Origin of the sequence: Proteus vulgaris (assembly GCF_033708015.1) — a bacterium.
Taxonomy (GTDB): domain Bacteria; phylum Pseudomonadota; class Gammaproteobacteria; order Enterobacterales; family Enterobacteriaceae; genus Proteus.
The window spans coordinates 1,683,678-1,701,245 of record NZ_CP137920.1; the positions used below are offsets into that span (position 1 = coordinate 1,683,678).

At 31.8% G+C, this 17,568-nt stretch carries 22 protein-coding genes; 14 read left to right on the top strand and 8 right to left on the bottom strand.

What is annotated here, in order from left to right:
- Positions 1–10: 10 nt before the first annotated feature.
- On the bottom strand, positions 11–436 hold the full coding sequence (gene tnpA / locus SB028_RS08040) for an IS200/IS605 family transposase (protein WP_318860114.1): 426 nt from the start codon (positions 434–436) through the stop codon (positions 11–13).
- 56 nt (positions 437–492) lie between these two features.
- On the opposite strand from tnpA, the gene SB028_RS08045 reads away from it, so the two are divergent.
- Both SB028_RS08045 and SB028_RS08050 read left to right on the top strand, forming a co-directional pair.
- Positions 493–1,662, top strand: a complete 1,170-nt coding sequence (locus tag SB028_RS08045; protein WP_318860131.1) for an RNA-guided endonuclease TnpB family protein — start codon at positions 493–495, stop codon at positions 1,660–1,662.
- Positions 1,663–1,722: 60 nt separating this feature from the next.
- The gene (locus SB028_RS08050) at positions 1,723–2,175 is read left to right on the top strand and encodes an RBBP9/YdeN family alpha/beta hydrolase (RefSeq protein ID WP_286139084.1); all 453 of its coding nucleotides are present in this window, start codon (positions 1,723–1,725) and stop codon (positions 2,173–2,175) included.
- Between the two features lie 142 nt (positions 2,176–2,317).
- Here the strand turns inward: SB028_RS08050 and SB028_RS08055 are convergent, their stop codons facing one another.
- Entirely contained in the window at positions 2,318–3,304 is a 987-nt protein-coding gene (locus SB028_RS08055; RefSeq protein WP_069369389.1) for an acetyltransferase, read from the bottom strand.
- A gap of 593 nt (positions 3,305–3,897) precedes the next feature.
- Between SB028_RS08055 and SB028_RS08060 the strand changes: the two genes are divergently transcribed.
- The 7 genes from SB028_RS08060 (at position 3,898) to SB028_RS08090 (ending at position 7,785) form a co-directional block, all read left to right on the top strand.
- Positions 3,898–4,059, top strand: coding sequence for a hypothetical protein (locus SB028_RS08060; RefSeq protein ID WP_171729950.1), 162 nt, complete (start codon positions 3,898–3,900; stop codon positions 4,057–4,059).
- A gap of 381 nt (positions 4,060–4,440) precedes the next feature.
- The gene (locus tag SB028_RS08065) at positions 4,441–4,776 is read left to right on the top strand and encodes a c-type lysozyme inhibitor (protein WP_069369388.1); all 336 of its coding nucleotides are present in this window, start codon (positions 4,441–4,443) and stop codon (positions 4,774–4,776) included.
- A 201-nt stretch (positions 4,777–4,977) separates the two neighbouring features.
- Positions 4,978–5,133 carry a hypothetical protein gene (locus tag SB028_RS08070; protein ID WP_171729949.1) on the top strand — a complete coding sequence of 52 codons (156 nt, stop codon included), beginning with the start codon at positions 4,978–4,980 and terminating at the stop codon, positions 5,131–5,133.
- Positions 5,134–5,818: 685 nt separating this feature from the next.
- A complete protein-coding gene (locus tag SB028_RS08075) occupies positions 5,819–6,040 on the top strand; it encodes a DUF465 domain-containing protein (RefSeq protein ID WP_069369387.1) in 222 nt (73 codons plus the stop codon).
- A 214-nt stretch (positions 6,041–6,254) separates the two neighbouring features.
- A complete protein-coding gene (locus SB028_RS08080) occupies positions 6,255–6,536 on the top strand; it encodes a DUF5339 domain-containing protein (RefSeq protein WP_069369386.1) in 282 nt (93 codons plus the stop codon).
- Between the two features lie 567 nt (positions 6,537–7,103).
- The gene (locus SB028_RS08085) at positions 7,104–7,496 is read left to right on the top strand and encodes a hypothetical protein (protein ID WP_069369385.1); all 393 of its coding nucleotides are present in this window, start codon (positions 7,104–7,106) and stop codon (positions 7,494–7,496) included.
- A 43-nt stretch (positions 7,497–7,539) separates the two neighbouring features.
- Complete coding sequence (locus tag SB028_RS08090; RefSeq protein WP_069369384.1) at positions 7,540–7,785, top strand: hypothetical protein; 246 nt, start codon at positions 7,540–7,542, stop codon at positions 7,783–7,785.
- A gap of 52 nt (positions 7,786–7,837) precedes the next feature.
- Here SB028_RS08090 and SB028_RS08095 read toward each other — a convergent pair whose 3' ends face one another.
- On the bottom strand, positions 7,838–8,377 hold the full coding sequence (locus tag SB028_RS08095; protein WP_069369383.1) for an AAA family ATPase: 540 nt from the start codon (positions 8,375–8,377) through the stop codon (positions 7,838–7,840).
- A 498-nt stretch (positions 8,378–8,875) separates the two neighbouring features.
- Between SB028_RS08095 and SB028_RS08100 the strand changes: the two genes are divergently transcribed.
- The 4 genes from SB028_RS08100 to SB028_RS08115 all read left to right on the top strand — a co-directional run bounded on the left by SB028_RS08100 (position 8,876) and on the right by SB028_RS08115 (position 11,528).
- Positions 8,876–9,073, top strand: a complete 198-nt coding sequence (locus SB028_RS08100) for a ParD-like family protein (protein WP_036913277.1) — start codon at positions 8,876–8,878, stop codon at positions 9,071–9,073.
- Between the two features lie 12 nt (positions 9,074–9,085).
- The gene (gene map / locus SB028_RS08105; RefSeq protein WP_074454103.1) at positions 9,086–9,862 is read left to right on the top strand and encodes a type I methionyl aminopeptidase; all 777 of its coding nucleotides are present in this window, start codon (positions 9,086–9,088) and stop codon (positions 9,860–9,862) included.
- Between the two features lie 250 nt (positions 9,863–10,112).
- The gene (locus tag SB028_RS08110) at positions 10,113–10,454 is read left to right on the top strand and encodes an antiterminator Q family protein (RefSeq protein ID WP_069369382.1); all 342 of its coding nucleotides are present in this window, start codon (positions 10,113–10,115) and stop codon (positions 10,452–10,454) included.
- Positions 10,455–10,664: 210 nt separating this feature from the next.
- Entirely contained in the window at positions 10,665–11,528 is an 864-nt protein-coding gene (locus tag SB028_RS08115) for a lipase family alpha/beta hydrolase (RefSeq protein ID WP_069369381.1), read from the top strand.
- A 76-nt stretch (positions 11,529–11,604) separates the two neighbouring features.
- Here the strand turns inward: SB028_RS08115 and SB028_RS08120 are convergent, their stop codons facing one another.
- Entirely contained in the window at positions 11,605–12,042 is a 438-nt protein-coding gene (locus SB028_RS08120) for a hypothetical protein (RefSeq protein WP_069369380.1), read from the bottom strand.
- 322 nt (positions 12,043–12,364) lie between these two features.
- Here SB028_RS08120 and SB028_RS08125 point away from each other — a divergent pair, with 322 nt between their 5' ends.
- Positions 12,365–13,102 carry a phosphatase gene (locus tag SB028_RS08125; protein ID WP_069369379.1) on the top strand — a complete coding sequence of 246 codons (738 nt, stop codon included), beginning with the start codon at positions 12,365–12,367 and terminating at the stop codon, positions 13,100–13,102.
- Between the two features lie 76 nt (positions 13,103–13,178).
- Here the strand turns inward: SB028_RS08125 and SB028_RS08130 are convergent, their stop codons facing one another.
- From SB028_RS08130 to SB028_RS08145, 4 genes are all read right to left on the bottom strand, one after another.
- A complete protein-coding gene (locus SB028_RS08130) occupies positions 13,179–14,777 on the bottom strand; it encodes a methyl-accepting chemotaxis protein (RefSeq protein WP_069369378.1) in 1,599 nt (532 codons plus the stop codon).
- Positions 14,778–15,466: 689 nt separating this feature from the next.
- The gene (gene nqrE / locus SB028_RS08135; RefSeq protein ID WP_139152008.1) at positions 15,467–16,066 is read right to left on the bottom strand and encodes an NADH:ubiquinone reductase (Na(+)-transporting) subunit E; all 600 of its coding nucleotides are present in this window, start codon (positions 16,064–16,066) and stop codon (positions 15,467–15,469) included.
- Positions 16,067–16,400: 334 nt separating this feature from the next.
- Positions 16,401–16,952, bottom strand: a complete 552-nt coding sequence (locus tag SB028_RS08140; RefSeq protein ID WP_069369377.1) for a class IV adenylate cyclase — start codon at positions 16,950–16,952, stop codon at positions 16,401–16,403.
- Positions 16,953–17,179: 227 nt separating this feature from the next.
- Positions 17,180–17,560: a DUF2628 domain-containing protein gene (locus tag SB028_RS08145; RefSeq protein ID WP_069369376.1), complete on the bottom strand. Its 381-nt coding sequence runs from the start codon at positions 17,558–17,560 to the stop codon at positions 17,180–17,182.
- Positions 17,561–17,568: the final 8 nt, after the last annotated feature.

Consider the following 17,568-nt stretch of genomic DNA (forward strand, 5'->3'; position numbering starts at 1 on the left):
GCTTTAAAGATCAATCAAGCGTTGACTGGCTCTGAACGTAGGCTCTGAGTGTTTCAATCGTTGCCCCTCCGGTGCTACAGACAAAGTACGACCTTGACCACAAAAGTCCCGTTTTACTTTGCGTCCGTAAATGTGTGTTTTGCTGGCGCAGCAGGCGCGACGATACTGATTTCAGATTGTTGACCATCACACTGACCGCCAGTTTTGGCGGGTAAGCAACCAGCAGATGCACATGGTCAGGCTCTCCGTCCATCTCAATAATTTCGCATTCAAGTTTTGCCGCAGCGGAGTCAAATGCATCACGCAGTTGAGCGAGCATCTGTCCGTCAAATAGCTTACGTCGATACTTTGTCGTAAAGATCAGATGCACGACCAGTTTACTGACACTGTGCCGCTTTCTGAGGAATTCCGCCAGTAAATCATTATGATTACTCAATTGATATGTTTCCCTAACATGTTAAAATAAAAACATTATATCAATGAGCGCTGATGATGTTAAGAGCAACAAAAGTACGCATCTACCCTACACCAGAACAGGCTGAATATCTCAACGCTCAGTTCGGTGCGGTTCGTTTTGCGTACAACAAAGCGCTGCACATCAAGAAAGACGCTTACCAGCGGCACGGCGTAAATTTAAACCCGCGTAAAGACCTTAAACCGCTGCTTGCCGTGGCGAAAAAATCCCGCAGATATGGGTGGCTTAAAGAATATGATTCTATTGCATTGCAGCAGGCGGTGATTAACCTTGACGTGGCTTTCTCCAACTTTTTTAATCCGAAACTAAAAGCCCGTTTTCCCACGTTTAAAAGTAAGCATGGCAGACAATCTAGCTATCATTGTGTCGGGATCAAAGTCATTGATGGCGCGATAAAAATCCCGAAAATCGCACCGATTGAAGCGCGTTTACATCGTGAAATTACGGGGGCGCTGAAAAGTATCACACTGAGTCGCAGCGCAACCGGAAAATACTATGCGTCACTACTCTGTGATGACGGGGTAGAAGCACCGGCAAAGCCAACATTGATATCAAATATCACGGGGCTTGATGTGGGGCTGAGTCATTACGCCATCAAATCAGACGGCAATAAGATTGCTAATCCGCGCCACCTTATCAATGCCAGCCGTCACCTACGTCGAAAACAAAAAGCCTTATCTCGCAAGCAAAAAGGGAGTGCTAATCGCCGTAAAGCCCGAATACAGCTTGCAGGTGTACACGAACGGGTAGCCAATGCCCGTGCTGATTTTCAACACAAACTCTCTCGTGCAATTGTTGACGAAAACCAAGCGGTAATTGTAGAGACACTGAAATCGGCGAATATGATGAAAAACCACTGTCTGGCTCGCGCTATCGGTGATGCAGGCTGGCATGGTTTTATCACAAAGCTGGAATATAAAGCCGCAGAAAAAGGCGTCCATCTGGTAAAACTGGATCAATGGTTTGCCAGTTCGAAAACCTGTCATTGTTGCGGTCATAAAATGTCAGAAATGCCACTACATAAGCGTATCTGGCAATGCCCTGAATGTGGAGTTGAACATGACCGAGATATCAATGCGGCAATCAATATCCGACACAAGGGCATATTGGAATTACACGCGGCGGGACTCGTCGTTTCAGCCCATGGAGACCCGCGTAAATCCGTCGTACAGAGGGTTGCGGTCTGAGAAGTGGGAAGCCTCGCCGATTACAGTGGGGAGCAGTCACGATGTGATATCAGTATACCAATGATGCCTGAATCTAATCATCCTAGTCCTAGTGAATGGCAGCAAAAACTAGCTGATGAAAACATAATACTTGATAAAGATACTATTCTTGTTGGGCATAGCCTGGGATGTATAACTTTATTGCGTTTTCTTTCTGAACGGGCTTCTGAAAATATAAAAATAGGTGGATATATTTTAGTCGCTGGTTTTAATAGTGAGCAAAAAACTTTACCTGAGTTAAATTCTCATATTTATCAGGATCTGAATTATAGTAAATTAATTAAAATATCAGATAAAAGAGTTTCATTAATATCATCCAATGATTGGGTTGTAAGCCCTAAATCATCCCAATATTTAGCAAATAAATTACAAACCAAAATTATCATTGAAAATGATGCTGGACATTTTCTTGATAAAGAAGGTTATATTAAATTACCTGTCATGCTTAAAATTTTTAAACACATGCTTGAATAAATATAAGCTATAAATTTAATATTTAAATACTAGGTATTAAGTTACATCATTTAATGACTATAATGAAATTACGATTAACTACATTGGTAAATAGTACCAATGTAGTTAATTTCAAGAGGGAAAAGTATGATGTTCAGTACTTCTAACGTATTAACTTATTGAAATTCAATTTAGGTTCAATAAACCAGCGAATAGTTGAATTTAAAGTTAATAAAAGACAAATACTAATGGTTGATAGTGTTAGTAATATTATTACTAATAAACTATATTCCACATGAAAATAAGTTAAGGTTTGTAAGAAAATAAAACAAATAATAGGATGGATTAAATAAATACCTAAAGCATTGTTTGATACTTTAGCATACTTATCAGTGGATAAAGCAAAATAAATAATGCTAGAACCTAACACTATACTGATAAAGAATTTTAAAATATAAATAACAAAAAAAGATGATAAAAAAGTGGCATTAGTGAAGTTTATAATTACTCTATTAATGCTTTCCTCATGATAGAGCACGGATATAGCTAAAGTTGTGGTGATTAAAATCATTAAGAAGGATTTTTTTCTAAGTAAGGATATTTTTTCATTATTAATGAAATAAGCCATTATAAAAAATGGAAAATAGATAATAATAGAGAAGAATTTTGATAAATTCATTAAATGATTATTTGTTAAATAAGAAAGGATTAATGATGCTATCAAAATGAAAAATAGTATTAAATTATTAAATTTTAATTTTGGTGGTAATAATAAAAAAAAAGCTTGCCAAACCGGAATGGCCAAAAAAAACCATACTCCATTTTGAGGCTCCAAAATATAAAGCTTTAAACTTAATTGGTCTGAAAAATAGAGTGGAATTGCATCAACCGTTTGAAATGTTAAGTAAATTATAAAAGATGGAAGTAAACTAAGCTTCAATGACTTCCATGTAGTATTCTTCGTTACGAATGCAACAATAAATACGAACATAGGAATCAATGTTAAATTGAAAATATCAATAAGAAGCCAGACTTTATTTTTATCAGCTAAATTTAAGTAGAAATTAAAAACAATAAAAGAACTCAATATGAGCTTCAAAGTAGGCCAATATGGTTGGGTATTTGATTCAGGCTTGATTTGCTGTTTCATATGGACGCTCTATATAGAAATTAGCTCATTGTACCGCATTGATATGCTTATTTGAAATGGATTCATTAGAATTAATTAAGAAATAGTTTTAACTTATTTTGAATAAGTATTAGTTCTATGAGTTCAACTTTCGATTACTGTAACGGGGGTTTTCTATTGATTAAATCCAGATCTACCATAAATGAGGATATGTGCATGAGAAAATTAACGGATGTGACCTACGGAATGGCTGGCTTAACGGCTTTTTTCACGTTGGTTCTTTAAGCGCGAGATCTTTTCGTTCTATTTATCAAGTGGTTCTCGTTTTTTCTTAAGCAATGTGCGAACGTTCATCTCAAATATCACAAATCATTGGCCTCTAATAAGTGCAAGCAGTAATGACATTATTGATATAACGATGTTATTTATTAGCAGTATTGCAGTAAAATTAAGGCGTTGATGAGTTATTTTTTGTTGCTCAGTGGTGAGGGGATGATAATAGTTAGTAGTAGCCATTGAATGTTTGCATATCTCAATAATTTAATTTAAGTTGAATAATTCTCTTAACTAACTAAAATATTTAGATTAAATGTAATTTTAATTGAAATTTATATATGTTTGGTAATCAAAAAGAAAACAAAAAGCTAAGCGATGATGCTGAACTAGATAAAATAGAAAAAATATCTAGTACATTACTTGATATAGTGGTTGGTATATCACTAGTTTTTATTGCAACCATCGTTGTCTTTATTATCGCTTTCACTTACTTTACTTAAAATGAAATACCAACAAAACCTACTAGTGGTTAGGATACTGCTGCCTGTGCAGTATCTAGCAAGTCCGATTGGGCTTCTTATGAGTCTTTCTTTCATCAAGCGCATTATCACTACACAACAGGTAAAGTTTTAGATTATATATTCAACCCAATGCTGGACAGATCTCAAATTTGCCCGAATATTATTCAAATAAAGCGATAGCAGGGTTTGCTAGTTGCCATAATAATCGCTGTATGGGGTCAATAATAGGCAATTAATTGATTAAAATCTAATTTTATAAATTGGATAAATCCCATTAGAATTTCAGGTGGATTTTTTTAAATTAAAGAAGAGTAAAATAATACTCCATAAACGCTAACTTAATGATATTTAGGAGACTATATGAAATTTTTATTTAAAAATATTTTTCTTGCAGTAGGTATTTTGTCTTCTAGTTTTGTTATGGCAGATAATGCTGATGAGATAACGAAAATTTCTTATGTATGTGAAAATAATAAAGTAATGGACGTTATCTATATAAATACAGCCAAAGATAGCTATGCGATCATTAATCAAATGGATGAAATGATCCCAATGAAGATTATGAAAATGGCCTCTGGTGCAAATTATGAGGCGATGAATAAAAATTACACCTACAAGCTTTACACTAAAGGTGATAATGCCGAGTTAGTTGAAGGTAAAGATATACCCGTCTTGAGTGATTGCAAAGCGGGCTAATTGGCATTCGCTTTATTGATAATTATTTAGCATTCGTATAAAGGTCACTCCGGTGACCTTTTTTCTTTTTATATCGAAAATACTCTATCGGTAATGCATTGCTAATCATCTTTAACTGATGATTTTGTAAAACAGTGTAAGTCAGACCGTTCTGTTACTGTTTTGTGCCAATATTTTCTCTTTTAAAAATGGGGAATTATTATGTCTACAATGAAAACAGAAGTTATAGTTATTCGCTTAACAAAAAAAGAGCGTGCATTATTGGATTCAATAAAGACAGCACCACTACTTGCAGATTGGATGAAAGAATTGGCACTTTCTAAATTACAAGAAAAAGATATTTCATCTAATAAATAGTGACTAATGCCGACAATAGGGAATTGAGTCGGCATCATTATTTTATTATTCATACTATAAAATTGAATAGAAATAGAAACAGTAATAATGGATTAGAGTTTATGTACATTAAACTTTAAGATAATACATATGGATACTAATAAGACTAATAAAAAAGCCCAATGTGGCGGCATTGGGCTTAGTGACTCGAATAGATGGGTATAAAAAACTATTAGAGATCAGTATAAATGTAGTGAATTTTCATTTTATAAATTAACAATAAATGCTTTTTTCATACTAAAAAGTGCTTTTAGGCTTTACTTCGTCTAGTTTTAAGACAAATTGATGTTTTTTTGTTCTTCCCTGCAATGCCAGAGTTTTGTAGATTTACTTATTTTTAGTTTTATCTACCTGGAGGATATCAATTTATTATTGGTAAAGATAGGAATGCAACTGTTTGGTTTGAAAAGATAAATAAGTATTTATTTTATCATTATAGACTAAGTAGATTTACATTTTTATATGACCTTATGCGTTGAATTTATTAATAATATTTAGAATATAAAAATATTAAGTCATTACAAAAATATAAAAATATTGATTGATATTGATCTTATTTTTAACATAAAAATAATGACAGGTTAATCAGTTTAGGTAAATATTATAAGAGCATTTAATTCACAATTAATAAGGAAGGTAGCTATTTATGTTTCCAGAATATCGTGATTTAATTTCAAAACTTCGCCAGACTGATCCCCATTTTCGTGATCTTTTTAACCAACATAACGAACTTGACCATAAAATTGTTAGATTAGAGCATAAGGATAGGAGAGGATATGGCGAAGAAGTTGTTGAGCTAAAAAAACAAAAATTAAAATTGAAAGAACAAATTCATCAGATCCTTAAAAACCCACCAGAAGAAGAGTAAGTAATAAAAAATAATGACACTATAAACACATAAAGAAGCAGAAACCATCCACCTAAAAAGGATGGTTTTTCATTTTTTGCTGTGGTGATCGTTATTGTATTTTATTAATTAAGATAATGCTTATCCCTATTTTATTATTTTTTTGAGATGATTCTTTTTCAATAAAAATAAGAGAAATTATTTTCTAATGGTCAACAATACTTAAAGGATATTTATGAAAAAACTTATTTTAGCATTGGGTTTATTATCAATTTCTTCTATTGCTTTTTCTGCTGATTTATCTAAAGCATGTGAAGACTATTTTAAAGAAACTGACTCTTATGTTGAGTTAATGGCAAAAAATGATGCAACGAAAGCTCAAGCAGAAGCGATGAAAGCGCAATATGCTCAAGCTAAAGAACAATTTGCAGCATTACCTAAAGATGTTCAGGAAAGTACTTGCAAGCAAGCTTTAGATTCTTTAGAACAAATGAAAAAAATGTCAACAGGTCAATAAATTTTTTTGTTGCAATACGCCTTATAATGATTAAATTTATAAGGCTTTTTCGCTTAAAGATAAATCCTCTTTTATATTATTATTTAATCTAATTTATAATTGACAGGTTGTTAATTATTATTTTCTTTTTTATTCTTGATGTTTGTATTTGGTTTTATTTATTTAATATTACATTCTCTTACTAAGAAAATGTATTAAAAATAAATATTATCATTTATAACCTAATGGTTTAGATGATTAAATAGAGTGTATATTGATGGCGGAATAATAGTGCAAGATTTATTAATAGCAGGCATCTTATTGATGTCATTTTTATTTCCATATAACTATATTTTAATATAGCCAGTTACTATATACTCAGTGACAATAGTTTTCATATGACCTTGTTATTTGTGTTAGGGTGTTTTTTTATTCTGTGTTTTTTGCTTATTTATAGTTGAAACAATTTATCATTGTCATTTTACGAGTGTATTTTTTTATTTTTATATAAATGTAAAAATTTATTTTGTTGGTGAATCGATTTTATGGAATAATTGTTCATTCCTATTTCTTATTGATATTTAATTTATGTATTACTTTTTATTATTTTCTGTATTTATAATCTCTGGATGTACCACGAATAAAGCAACTCAGACTAAATTAATTGAAACACACACCAATAATCTCACTCCTGATAGTCACGCAGTTAATAATAACTTGGTTTTTATGTTAGGAAAGCAATCTCGCTTTGAAATGGAAGTGAAAGAAGAAAAACAAAGACTTAACCAAGTTTTTAAAGTTGGTTTAAATGAGGTAAAACCATCAGTAAACGATCAGTATTTAAATAATCATTCAACATTAAAGCCTATTCAAAAAATAAGTTTTACTATGCCTGTTCCTGAGCCTATTTGGAATGAAGAAAAACAGACAGTTGAATTCAAATGGAAACAAAAGCCTCATTATACTTTTGATGCCTATTAATACTTTAATATCAATTTAAAATTTAATTTTATATGGAAAAATTATGCGTATAGCAATCGCCTTATTATGTTCTTTTCTATTACTGGGCTGTGCTACTGATAACGTTACTTTTAGTATGGGTAATTCAGGAAGCCATAAAATAGGTAGTCCAGTGTGTTCTACATTAGTATGTGGTAAAAATACTCGAACACAAGGAGAGCAAAACGCAATTAATGAAGCTGTTCATGAACAACAGCGAGCTATTATGCGAGGAGAAAAACCTGATTTACAGATTATGGCCTCTTATTAAAAATTAACACTATTATCTATGCCAGTAATTAATACTGGCTGATAATTATTTTTTAAATTTTATTAATAATAAAGTTAACTCTATCGGTGATCCCAATTTTAGGTAGCTCTATTAACTTATAATTATATTTTTTATAAATAGCTATCATAGCTAAATAAGTTTCTTCTGCTTCTTTTTCTGTCTGTTTTCTTTCTTGATCTTGGGTATAAATCTCAGGCCATGGTGGCGCGATAAACACATTTGTGGAATAACGAAATAAGGTTATTGCCTTATCAAGGTGATTAGGAATAGTTAAACCACATAGTAGTAAATATCCTGCAATATCAGGGAGACCTCGATCATAGAAATAAAGTATTTTGTTGTTGCTTGCTTCATGCCATGATCGTAACTCCCAAATTAGCATTGCTTGTGCAAAAGCGTTAGGATCGACCCACGGTAATGCATTTCCTTCAATAATATTTTGATCTTGAATAATGGCTCTTCCTGCTTCTAAAGAACAGGAATAACCTCTATTTTTAAGTTCATTTATTAGTGTGGTTTTCCCAGAACCAGGACCTCCAGTTAATATAACTCGATGTGATTTTACAGGCATAATAGCTCCTATGATTTTGGATAATTAATAAAGAGAATAGTGATGATATTAGGGGGGAGTAATAGTGCTGTTAGACATTAAATATACTATAAAAAATAGACCTAGAAAAAGTACACAAGCATTAAATGCTAATATAACTCTTAAGTAGCTTTATTTTACTTAATCAAAAAATAGCGTAATAACTTACGTTGTTTTAGTCGCGGAAAATTAATGGATAAGTCAGAAGGGACACAAGACGCTGGTGTGTAGAGGTTATTGAGAAAGGATTTAGTCAATAACGACATATTTTATTGTTTTTTGTTTGCCGTCTTCTGATTCAAAAAGTGCAATACCAATTACACCCGTATTTCTTTTATCATTTTGAGTGTTATTACCTCCCATTTTTCTTATTTAGGCATTTTATGTCTATGACCGCATCTAATAACAATTGAAAGAAATAGAGTTTGATTCTATTATAGAACGTATATGTTTTATAATGATTTATATATAAGGATTGGCGTGGGTATTGTAAAAATTTCTGATGAATTACATGAGTACTTGCGAAAAGCAAGTAATGTGATGTCACGCTCTGTTAATGCTCAGGCAGAGTTTTGGATAAAAATTGGTATTCAAGCAGAATTAAACCCAGATAAAACGTTTCCAATGATTATCAATGAGATGCTGGAAAAAGAAGCCATCAAGCAAGAAGTAGAATAAGAGGAAAGAAAAGTGGATAAAATAACGATTAAAACGGCTGATGAAATTGAATTAATGCGTGAATCAGGGCGTTTATTAGCGAAAGTTTTTACAATGCTTGATGATTTTATTGTACCAGGTGTTTCTACACTAGAGATTAACGATAAAGTTGATGATTTTATTGTCAATGAACTTCAAGCAAGACCTGCAAGTAAAGGTCAATATGGTTATGAATATGTGCTAAATACATCTATCAATGAAGTTGTTTGTCATGGTGTACCAAAAGCAGATGAGCGCCTTAAAAGCAAAGATATTATTAATGTTGATATTACATTAGAAAAAAACGGATTCATTGCTGATTCTAGTAAAATGTATATTATGCCAGAGGCATCTCCTATTGCGCGCAAATTAGCCAAAACAACATATCAAGCAATGTGGGAAGGTATTAAGGAAGTAAAGCCAGGTGCAACATTAGGCGATATTGGCCATGCGATCCAAAGCTTTGCACAAAGTCATGGATATAGTGTAGTAAGAGAATACTGTGGGCATGGAATAGGAAGAGAAATGCATGAAGCGCCACAAGTACTACATTATGGTATTAAAGGGCAAGGGGTTGAGTTAAAAGAAGGGATGACTTTTACGATTGAGCCAATGATAAATCAAGGTGGCGCAAAAATAAAAACCAAAAAAGATGGTTGGACGGTTGTGACAAGAGATAAAAAATTATCTGCTCAATCAGAACATACTATTTTAGTAACAGCAACAGGATATGAAGTGCTCACTTTACGTCCTGAAGAAGTATTACCATAATTGCTACTCTTTTATATTTATAGCCATTTTAAGATAAAATACTTTTTATAATTTCAAAATTATTTAATTTTTAATTAAAGTGGCTAATCGTCTTTTTTATTTTCCATTTCTATCAACAAATTAATATCTTTATAAATCTAGGTTGTAAATTGCACGTTGATTGCTATATTAATATTCATTAAATGTTAATGGATATTATTAATTAATTGTAGAGCACGATTATTATTTTATGAAGAACAAGGATGTTAATATGGAAAATATTTCAAAAATTTTAGAAGAATGGGGCTCATGGGTAGCTAATGATCAAAATGCGTTTAGTCAGTTAAATAATAATAAAGATTTTATTCCAGAACGTATAAAGTTAAGAAAAAAACGGACCCATTTTAATGTCAACATTATCAATGAGTTAATGGTAAGACTAATGGTGCACAATAAGGAAGATTATCAATTGCTTATTAATTATTATGTTTTTGGTAAAACATTTGCTCAACTTGCAAAATATGACCAGTGTTCAGATACATATATTGGTAAAAAATTGAAAAAAGCAGAAGGTATAATTGAAGGTATGTTGATTCTTTCTAGTGTAAATTGAATATTGGTTAAAATAATGCTTTACGATCGTAAAATAGAGATTATGCTAATAACACTTAGAACAATTAAGGTATCAAAGTATAATGTTTAGGATAATTTTTATACTTCAATGATTTTATTTTAAATTTTTATTCTAGATATTGTTTTAAGTATTGCTAATAGGATGTTTAGCAAATTAAATAGATTAATTTAAACCCAAGGAGTGGAAAATATGTCAACTACATATCCAATTATTTTAGTTCATGGTTTATCTGGTTTTGATGATATCGTCGGTTATCCTTATTTTTATGGTATCGCTGATGCCTTAGAAAAGGATGGCCATAAAGTTTTCACCGCATCTCTTTCTGCATTTAATTCTAACGAAGTTCGTGGTGAACAACTTTGGGAATTTGTGCAAAAAGTTCTCAAAGAAACGAAAGCGAAAAAAGTAAATTTAATCGGTCATAGCCAAGGCCCATTAGCTTGCCGTTATGTTGCTGCAAAACATGCTAAGAGCGTGGCTTCTATTACCTCGATTAATGGTGTAAACCATGGTTCAGAGATCGCCGATTTAGTACGACGTATTATGCGCAAGGATAGTGTGCCAGAATATATTGTTGATGCAGTAATGAAAGCTATTGGTACGATTATCTCTACATTTTCAGGCAATCGTGGCAATCCACAAGATGCCATTGCGGCATTAGAAGCGCTAACAACTGAAAATGTAACCGCGTTTAATAAAAAGTACCCACAAGGGTTACCAGATGTTCGTGGTGGCGAAGGTAAAGAAGTCGTAAATGGCGTTCGCTATTATTCATTTGGTAGTTATATCCAAGGTTTGATTGCTGGTGAAAAAGGTAATTTACTGGATCCTACTCATGCAGCAATGCGTGTCTTAAGTGCATTTTTTACTGAGCGTGAAAATGATGGCTTGGTAGGTCGTACAAGTATGCGATTAGGTAAGCTGATTAAAGATAATTATGCTGAAGATCATCTGGATATGGTAAATCAGGTTGCTGGATTAGTAGGGCGTGGTGAAGATATCATTGCTATTTATACCAACCATGCGAAATTCTTAGCAAGTAAAAAACTTTGATTATCCTGAATACTTATTGTAGATAACTCAGGTACGAATGGCTCTAATCGTTTTAGAGCCATTTTGATTTTAACTATTATTGTTTAATATCTTTATTGACGCTGACAGAAATAGCATAGCCTAATAAATAAAGAGCTTGCTCTAGACTATCTACTTTTGAGGTTTGATTAATTTCAAGTAAACGCTCTATTTGTGCACTTGTTAAATTCATCTTTCTTGCAAGATCAGATTTTTTTGTCTTTGTTTCTAACATTGCATTATGTAACGCAATTTTTAAACAGCTAATAAGCGGTAAGTAGACAATAAAATCACCAGGTTGTGCTTTAGATGGCGCTGGAATAGGCTGTTTGCTCGCAATAAATTCTTCAAGACCTACATGTAAAATATCAGAGGCTTCTAGTTCAATATCATCTTTGGTATAAGCAACAGCGTGTATATTATCAAAATCACGGTAGGTAATTTCGTAAGTTTCACTTTCTTCATCAAAATGAGCGACGGCTGGATAGTTGAACATAAATAACCTTTTATAAAGTTGAAAACGAGATTTAATGAAAATGAAATTACACAATATAGTGTGTTCTCAAAATTCCTGTGTATAGTATCAAAGTGAAACTTTATTTATCTATTTGATATTAAATAGTATATTAAAGATTAAAGCATATTTATCAAAATTTATCTTCATTTCTTGCTAATGTAAGACAGAGTGAGGTAAATAGCATATTGCTTGTTGATTGTTACGTATTTTTACTGGAATTGATAATTAATGTTGGGTAGATCTTATATTTAAGAAAACCATCTTATCGATGTTCATAAGGTGTTTTAGAAAGGAGTTATTTATGTATCCTGTTGATTTACATGCTCATACTATTGCTAGTACACATGCTTACAGTACAGTTAGTGAATATTTCCAACAAGCTAAAAAGCAGGGAATTCAATTGTTTGCAATTACAGACCATGGTCCAGATATGGATGATGGGCCTCATGAATGGCATTTTTCTAATTTACCCGTGATCCCCCGTATTATTGATGGTGTTGGCATACTTTATGGTATAGAAGCGAACATTAAAAATATTAAAGGTGAAACAGATTGTAGTGAGAAAATGAGCAAGAAATTAGATATTGTACTTGCTGGTTTTCATGATCCAGTAATGAGCTCATTAGGCATTGTTGATAATACAAAAGCATTAATAGCAACAATAGCAAGTGGTTGTGTTCAAATGATTACGCATCCAGGTAATCCGAAATACCCAATAGAAATTGCTGAAGTTGCAAAAGCGGCTGCAGCTTATAACGTTGCTTTAGAAATGAATAATTCATCATTTATTCATTCTAGAGTAGGGAGTGAGAAAAACTGCATAGACATAGCGAAAGCAGTACGTGATGCTGGAGGACTTATTGCGCTAGGCTCTGACTCACACATAGCCTCTTCATTAGGAAATTTTGATCGAGTATTAGACGTATTAGCTCAAATAGACTTTCCACAAGAGCGTATATTAAATGTAACCCCAAGAAGGGTGTTAGATTTTCTAAAATCACACGGCAAAAAAGAGATCCCTGAATTTAGCCATTTTTAATGTTGGTTTAAATCAGTAATAAGAAAAAGCTATCCTAAGATTAAGATAGCTTTTATGATGCGGGGGGATTTAACACTTACTGATGAAAAACCGTTAATTCTTGTTTTAGTCTATCTGATTGTGTTTGCAAAGAATCTAATGAACTGACTAATTCTCGAGTCATGGTTGAGTTAGCTTGTGTTGTTTGATCTAATTGATTTATTGCATCTTCAATTTGGGCAATACCATTACTCTGTTCATTTGTAGAAATAGAAATATCGTGGATCATTTCATTAATATTTTCAGTATGCTTAGAAATATCTACCATATTATCGTTTGCGTCAGCGGCTAGCTGAAAACACTGATTTATTTTTTTACTTGAATTAGCGACAAGGACTTTTATCTCTTTTGATGCCAAATTACAGCTAATCGATAATTCTCTTACTTCTTTAGCGACAACCGCAAAGCCTTTTCCGTGTTCACCCACCCTTGCTGCTTCTACGGCGGCATTTAAAGCCAATAGATTTGTTTGGAAGGCAATATTGTCGATCGTAGAGGTAATATCGTTAATTTGTTCAGAGAATGTGACAACTTCATGCATATTCTCAACAACGTTAGCGAGCATTTCATTGCTTTGATGGATCATCGTATCTGTTTTTGTGACTAACTCACAGGATGCTTGTGTATTTTCTGCATGTTGTTTGGATGTAACACTTAATTGTCGTATCCCCGCTGAGGTTTCGAGTACAGCTGCTGATTGTTGTTCAACACGAATAGCAAGATTATTGTTCATCACAGCAATATCGCTCAATTCCGAATTAATTAGGCCCGAGCTGTGATTGATGTTATTGACGATCCGTTTTATCTGGTCACGCATTTTTTGAATATTCGCTGTGAGAATATTTATTTCAAATAAACCTTTTGTAGTAACATCAGTCGCTAATTCTCCGTTACTAATATCTTCGATATTTTTCATTATAGCGTTTAAAGGTGAAATAAAGTTTTTTCGTAATACAACTTGAACTAAGAAAGAAAAAACAACAATTAATATTGAAATGACGATCAAGCTGTAAATAATTTTATCGTACAGTAATTCACCTTCACCTAATGAAGCTGTGTAATAAGTTTCTAACTGTTGATGATAGTTTGTATAGGCTTGCTCAAAATTGTCTTGGTAAGTTTGTGTCGGTTGATTTAAATACTCGTATGTTTTGCCTTGTTCTAGGAAGGCTAAAAATTCAATAAGTGCTGCATTAAGCTCAGTATATTTTTGCTCTAATTGTTGTATATAACTTTGATCTTCAACATGATGAGAAAAATTTTTGAAGTCTTTCCATCCATTTTCAACGTGTTGAAGTTTTTCTTTGGTTTGTTGTAATAATGAAGAGATGTCAGTATTTGCAGTAGCCATTTTATTAATGATTAATAAGTGACGAGAGCTGGCTCTATTTAGGGTATTCCGTGTTTGTAGTAGATTTTCCCATGTGTTATTTAGTAGTGATTGTTCATGATAGATAGTATTTAGTGTGTTTAAATTTCTCTTGTAATCATTAACGGAAGAGAGGAATAAAACACAAGCTAACCCAAGAAGTAAGATTAAAGAGCCAGTAATAAGCCAAACTAAAGTAGTTGTTTTTAAACTCGACATATTAAAAGAGACGTTTGGCAAATAACGTTGTTTGAAGTTCTTAAACATGTAATGTTATTTCCTTTTCATAAAAATATAACTGTGTAATTTATTGATTTTTAAGTTTTATTTTTACTTCCTGTAACTGGTATAGACAAAGAATTAAAAAACAAATGAAAATATGTTTTTAGCTCACTCTTTGATTTAATGCCATATATCCTTTTGATTTTTTCAAATACTAAAAAATAGTATCGGCATTTTATAAATATTCTTTATGCTTATTTATTGTTCTAATTAATAAATTTATCAAATGTATTTGTTTGTTTTGTAACACTTTGATTTTTAATTAATTTTTCTTAAATATTAAAAGGCAAAGATAAAAAATAAAAATGATATAAAAGATACTAACTTAGTAGGTGATACTTAACCTGTTGATTTATTATTAATTTTATGTGGTTGTTTCGTTGGTTTTTAAACCGTTAGAGTTAAATAGTGTAACTGTTTCTATTTATAAAATAAAAAAGTAATAATGATTAAAACAGCAATAAATTAAATTATTTTTTGGTTATTAAATAGGATAAATAAGAGAATCTAACGTTATGAATAGGAAGGAAATAAAAAGATTGCAGTAAAGAAAAATAAGAAATTAGATGAAATCACTATAAACGTAAGGGTTATAAACCTTACGTTTATAAATAAAAATTACATCAATAATGATGTATGAAAATTTCACATAAGATTAAGGATAAAACAAATCGTTAAAGTGAAATACCAGAGAATGACATAAAACCAAGCGACATTAACCCTACTGTAATAAATGTGATCCCTAACCCTTTTAATCCTTTTGGAATGTCTGAATATTTCATTTTTTCACGTAAACCGGAAAGGGCGATAATCGCAAGTAACCACCCTATGCCACATCCTGCACCATATATCACTGATTCACTAAATGTGTAATCACGTTCAACCATAAAAATAGTGGCACCAAAGATAGCGCAATGAATAGTCAATAAGGGTAAAAAGATCCCTAATGAATGATAAAGTGAAGGGATAAATTTATCTAAAAACATTTCTAAAATTTGAACTAATGCGGCTAAAACGCCAATAAAAGTAATATATCGCAGAAAACTAAGATCAATACCTTCAACTATTGCGTCTTTTTTTAGGATAAAATGATAGATTAAGTTATTGATAGGTGTAGCAATAATAAGTAAAACTGTAACAGTAATACCTAGTTTTAATGAGGTTTTTACTTCTTTAGAAACAGCAAGAAAAGTACACATTCCTAAAAAGAAACTTAAAGCCATATTCTCAATAAAAGTTGCCTTAATAAAGATATTAAGGTAATTTTCAATCATAACCCCTCCTATTAATATATTTTTTATTAATTCTAGTAAAAACAGTACATTAATATAAGTGGTATTTTAAAAATATCTTTAAAATTAGATCTGAATGACATTTTTTGACTAAGCGTGAGGTTTATTTAAGATAAGGAAAATAAAATTATTGAATAAATGTAATAAATATGTCATTTAAACACGTTTTCTATTTTAAACCTCATTTTTTATTCTTAATGAATAAAATAAAAAAGAGTTTGAAACGACAAAGCATCAATATCTATTGATCAAATATTGATGCTTAGATGAGAAATTTTTAATTATTTTTTGCAGAGGTGTTTGCTGAATAAATTTTTTATGATTTTAGCTTGTTTAACATGAGTGTTTTATAGTTATTTTTCTCAAGATCTTTTTCTGTAAACCCAAATTTTGTGGCTAAATGCCTTAGTTGGTCAGCGTAGGACAAGAGTTTGCTTTGATCATCTGTCATGATAGCAAACTCAGCAAATGAGCCTAACTTATCTAATTTATCAATAGTGATATGAAACTCATCTAGAAAATAGATTTCTCTTGATTTTGTGTAGTTGAGAATACAATGGTAGCCAAGCGTCATAAACATAGAGACCGTTTTTTCTGCATCTTCGATACGAACAGCTTCACACTGTGATAAATCAGGACCTTTGACGATAAGGAGGTTTATTCCCGCGGGTTGCATTTTTCTTATACATAAACTGATCGTTGGAGCTGAAAACTCAGTATTATTATGCTCCATATACCAATCAGTTTCTTTATTCTCGGGCGTAAATAATGTAGCGCCTGCTTTTTTTAATTCAGTAATAAAAATTTGTGGGTTTTGAAGGTGATATTTTAATTCAGCTTCAAATTTACCTTGAAAGTGTTCAGACATACGTTTTCCCCAATTTAGCGTTAATGAATTATAGCATTAACAAGGTGTCTTTCTGGGATAAGAACGAATTTTTAGTGTTATTTCACTATCTTCTATTTTAGTCAATTAGATAAAAATAGTTAAATAGAGTAATGGATAGCATTACGATGAAATAAGGAAAGGGGATATGACGTTATTAATAAAGGAAAGAATAAGAGAAAATAAAAGGGGCGTTAGCCCCTTTATGATTACAGAACACCTTCAAACGGGTTCCAACTTTGATCATTTTTGGTTTCTTTTAAGTAGTATGCATAGTTGGCTGTTATCGCCCATAAAATGTTAATTGCAATACCTACTACATTGATGACACCATTGTTTACAGGTAAAAAACCAAGAATAGTAAAAATAACAATGTTAATAGCAAATAATGTTAATGCTTTACGCCATAAACCTAAGATAAGAAAGTAAATAAAACCAAAGAAAAATGCCCAAATATTCATTCCAATAAGAATACGTTTACCAAAGGGGAGCGCTTTATAAGCGGCTTTAAATTCTGGTGTTTTAGGTGAACCATATTTATCAAAAAATGAAAAACGTGTTTGCCATTTTTCAGAAAGTTCTTTATTCATTTTAATTC

Bases quoted from the DNA above. Each gene is read 5' to 3' on its own strand.
- SB028_RS08045 (WP_318860131.1), top strand. From the start codon at position 493: ATGTTAAGAGCAACAAAAGTACGCATCTACCCTACACCAGAACAGGCT.
- SB028_RS08050 (WP_286139084.1), top strand. From the start codon at position 1,723: ATGATGCCTGAATCTAATCATCCTAGTCCTAGTGAATGGCAGCAAAAA.
- SB028_RS08055 (WP_069369389.1), bottom strand. From the start codon at position 3,304: ATGAAACAGCAAATCAAGCCTGAATCAAATACCCAACCATATTGGCCT.
- SB028_RS08060 (WP_171729950.1), top strand. From the start codon at position 3,898: ATGTTTGGTAATCAAAAAGAAAACAAAAAGCTAAGCGATGATGCTGAA.
- SB028_RS08065 (WP_069369388.1), top strand. From the start codon at position 4,441: ATGAAATTTTTATTTAAAAATATTTTTCTTGCAGTAGGTATTTTGTCT.
- SB028_RS08070 (WP_171729949.1), top strand. From the start codon at position 4,978: ATGTCTACAATGAAAACAGAAGTTATAGTTATTCGCTTAACAAAAAAA.
- SB028_RS08075 (WP_069369387.1), top strand. From the start codon at position 5,819: ATGTTTCCAGAATATCGTGATTTAATTTCAAAACTTCGCCAGACTGAT.
- SB028_RS08080 (WP_069369386.1), top strand. From the start codon at position 6,255: ATGAAAAAACTTATTTTAGCATTGGGTTTATTATCAATTTCTTCTATT.
- SB028_RS08085 (WP_069369385.1), top strand. From the start codon at position 7,104: ATGTATTACTTTTTATTATTTTCTGTATTTATAATCTCTGGATGTACC.
- SB028_RS08090 (WP_069369384.1), top strand. From the start codon at position 7,540: ATGCGTATAGCAATCGCCTTATTATGTTCTTTTCTATTACTGGGCTGT.
- SB028_RS08095 (WP_069369383.1), bottom strand. From the start codon at position 8,377: ATGCCTGTAAAATCACATCGAGTTATATTAACTGGAGGTCCTGGTTCT.
- SB028_RS08110 (WP_069369382.1), top strand. From the start codon at position 10,113: ATGGAAAATATTTCAAAAATTTTAGAAGAATGGGGCTCATGGGTAGCT.
- SB028_RS08115 (WP_069369381.1), top strand. From the start codon at position 10,665: ATGTCAACTACATATCCAATTATTTTAGTTCATGGTTTATCTGGTTTT.
- SB028_RS08120 (WP_069369380.1), bottom strand. From the start codon at position 12,042: ATGTTCAACTATCCAGCCGTCGCTCATTTTGATGAAGAAAGTGAAACT.
- SB028_RS08125 (WP_069369379.1), top strand. From the start codon at position 12,365: ATGTATCCTGTTGATTTACATGCTCATACTATTGCTAGTACACATGCT.
- SB028_RS08130 (WP_069369378.1), bottom strand. From the start codon at position 14,777: ATGTTTAAGAACTTCAAACAACGTTATTTGCCAAACGTCTCTTTTAAT.
- nqrE (WP_139152008.1), bottom strand. From the start codon at position 16,066: ATGATTGAAAATTACCTTAATATCTTTATTAAGGCAACTTTTATTGAG.
- SB028_RS08140 (WP_069369377.1), bottom strand. From the start codon at position 16,952: ATGTCTGAACACTTTCAAGGTAAATTTGAAGCTGAATTAAAATATCAC.
- SB028_RS08145 (WP_069369376.1), bottom strand. From the start codon at position 17,560: ATGAATAAAGAACTTTCTGAAAAATGGCAAACACGTTTTTCATTTTTT.